This window comes from Microbacterium sp. BF1 (genome assembly GCF_019279095.1).
In the GTDB taxonomy this organism is placed as follows: domain Bacteria; phylum Actinomycetota; class Actinomycetes; order Actinomycetales; family Microbacteriaceae; genus Microbacterium; species Microbacterium maritypicum.
Genome location: NZ_JAGYWT010000338.1, coordinates 1 through 2729, shown reverse-complemented (window position 1 = coordinate 2729; position 2729 = coordinate 1). Strand labels below are relative to the sequence as shown.

Sequence of the window (2729 nt, the reverse complement as noted above, 5' to 3'; positions counted from 1 at the left end):
GGAGTCAGCCGGGCATTAGCGTGGGACACGAGAAGCCTCCGTGTGATCGAGCTGCAGAACTAGACAGCTCCAACTCGACACCGGAGGCTTCTCCTACGTCAACAACGATCTGGGTCAGTACAGCTAGCTCTTCTTCGATGTCGCTCAGCAGCCTGGGGCCGATGGGCGCTGTTCGCAGGTGAAGGCCACGAGTGCGGTGTGGGCCTCGAAGATGCGTATTTCCCGTGCGGGGCCCGGGATCGTGAGTCGACCGGCGACCGGGAACCAGCCGCCGCCGAGGTCGACCTCCGCGGCGTAGCGGACGGTGACATGCGCCTGGTAGGTGCCGCGCTCGCGATAGACGTGGCTCGTCGCGGTCGGGGTGAACGGTGATTGACCGAGCGCCGACCACGTCTGTCCGCCTGTGCTCGAAGTGGCGGACGTGTCGTCGCCGTGCACGAACTCATAGCCGACAGGCGTGAAGCGCACGCTGAGCGGTGCGCCGAAAAGCGTGCCAGAGCGCGTGTGCACGGATGCCGCTGCGATGAAGTTCGTCGGCATCCCGGCCACGCCGACGTTGTCGGGCTCGCCCTCGTTCGCGACCGGATCCGGAGCGAACTGCGCCAGGTCGTCGATCGTGATCGCCGGGGCTGCAGGAGAGTCGGTGCCCGGTGACGACGGTTCCTCATCGATGACGGTGCGGAAGCAGCCGCGGGAGCTGTTCCAGTCGTCGAGACATGAGTCGAAGTCGAACTCGTGCACGGGGAAGGCGGGGGAGGACGGGGAGTCGGGTCGCGGGGCGCTGTCGCGGGGGCCGTCGGACGAGGTCTGAGTCTGCGTGCCGGAGATGACGACTGCGTGGTCGTCATTGCCGACTGCAACGTCCGCTCCTCCAACACCCCCGCCATCGCTACCAGCCGCCAGCGAGGCAAGAATGGCCATCACGGCGGCTGTTCTCATCCGGAGCATGCGGTTCCAGGGTCTCGGTCCGCACGGTCCACTCGCAGGCGTCCGTCTGACAAGACGAACGTGACGCGGAGCGGGTTCATGTCGGGACGGTCGGGGGAAGTTACCGAGTTGCCGGATTCATCGACAACGTCGGAGCCACTCACATCAACGCAGACCGATGCTTCTAACTGCTCAAATGATGGATGACTGCTGATTCCCTTGAACCGGACTACGGTCATCTGTCCCGTGAACGCATACTTCTCGGCATGGAGCTCGGACAGCGTCTGACGATCCGCCGCCTCAAAGTCACCACTTGTGAGATCGAACACAGGCTCAAAAGTGGCCGGGTCGTCGAGGTCAACTGCATTGAGAGCATCTGTATAGGCCCGATACGTCTCTTCTGCGGCGGCGAAGGCTTCTTCCTCCGAGGCGAAGGCCGCGGTGGGAGTGGGTGTCGGCTCGGGCGTCGGCGCGCAGCCCGCGAGCATCAGGACGATCGAGACCATCATGAGCGCACCGGAACGACGGGGAATGGCGGAGGAAGCTGTCGGCGGGATCACCCAGACACGGTAACCCGGAGGGTCGACGGCCCGTGTGAGTTATCCACAGCGCGATGCTCGGGGGAATCCGACTCCTGCAGTGTCGGAACTTCTGATAGCGTTAACTGTCACTCGTGGCGTGCATACGCGTGCCCTCGTGGCGAGAAAACCAAAATCCAACTGCTGTAAAGCATGCAGTCGGCCGTGCGCGGCCGTTGCCTCCCAGCCCGAGTCTCCATTCAACAAGGACAACCCACTACATGACTACCGCAACGACCGCCCCGGCCACCAAGCAGGTCGCCATCAACGACATCGGATCTGCTGAGGACTTCCTGGCCGCGGTCGAGAAGACCCTGAAGTTCTTCAACGACGGCGACATCATCGAAGGCACGATCGTCAAGATCGACCGCGATGAGGTCCTCCTCGATGTCGGCTACAAGACCGAGGGTGTCATCCCCTCGCGTGAGCTCTCGATCAAGCACGACGTCGACCCCAACGAGGTCGTCGCTGTCGGCGATCTGGTCGAGGCCCTCGTTCTCCAGAAGGAGGACAAGGAAGGCCGTCTGATCCTCTCCAAGAAGCGCGCACAGTACGAGCGTGCCTGGGGAGACGTCGAGAAGATCAAGGAGAACGACGGCGTCGTCACCGGTACGGTCATCGAGGTCGTCAAGGGTGGACTCATCGTCGACATCGGCCTCCGTGGCTTCCTCCCGGCTTCGCTCATCGAGCTGCGCCGCGTCCGCGACCTCACGCCGTACCTCGGCCAGGAGATCGAAGCGAAGATCCTCGAGCTCGATAAGAACCGCAACAACGTCGTCCTGAGCCGCCGCGCGCTGCTCGAGCAGACGCAGTCGGAGTCGCGCACCACGTTCCTGAACAACCTGCACAAGGGTCAGGTCCGCAAGGGTGTCGTCTCGTCGATCGTCAACTTCGGTGCGTTCGTCGACCTGGGTGGCGTGGACGGCCTCGTGCACGTCTCCGAGCTGTCCTGGAAGCACATCGAGCACGCCTCCGAGGTCGTCGAGGTTGGCCAGGAGGTCACCGTCGAGATCCTCGAGGTCGACCTCGACCGCGAGCGCGTCTCCCTGTCGCTGAAGGCGACGCAGGAGGACCCGTGGCAGGTCTTCGCCCGCACCCACGCGATCGGTCAGGTCACGCCGGGTAAGGTCACCAAGCTCGTTCCGTTCGGTGCGTTCGTTCGCGTCGCAGACGGCATCGAGGGCCTCATCCACATCTCCGAGCTCTCCAGCAAGCACGTCGAGC

3 protein-coding genes are annotated in these 2729 nt (G+C 63.8%); 1 reads left to right on the top strand and 2 read right to left on the bottom strand.

Going from position 1 to position 2729, the window contains the following annotated elements:
* Positions 1-144 precede the first annotated feature (144 nt).
* Positions 145-921, bottom strand: a complete 777-nt coding sequence (locus tag KZA10_RS11675) for a hypothetical protein (protein ID WP_256934771.1) — start codon at positions 919-921, stop codon at positions 145-147.
* 14 nt (positions 922-935) lie between these two features.
* A complete protein-coding gene (locus KZA10_RS11670) occupies positions 936-1487 on the bottom strand; it encodes a hypothetical protein (protein ID WP_308289657.1) in 552 nt (183 codons plus the stop codon).
* Positions 1488-1726: 239 nt separating this feature from the next.
* Between KZA10_RS11670 and rpsA the strand changes: the two genes are divergently transcribed.
* Positions 1727-2729: 30S ribosomal protein S1 (rpsA, locus tag KZA10_RS11665; protein WP_218682963.1), on the top strand; the 1003-nt coding region annotated here is incomplete at its 3' end.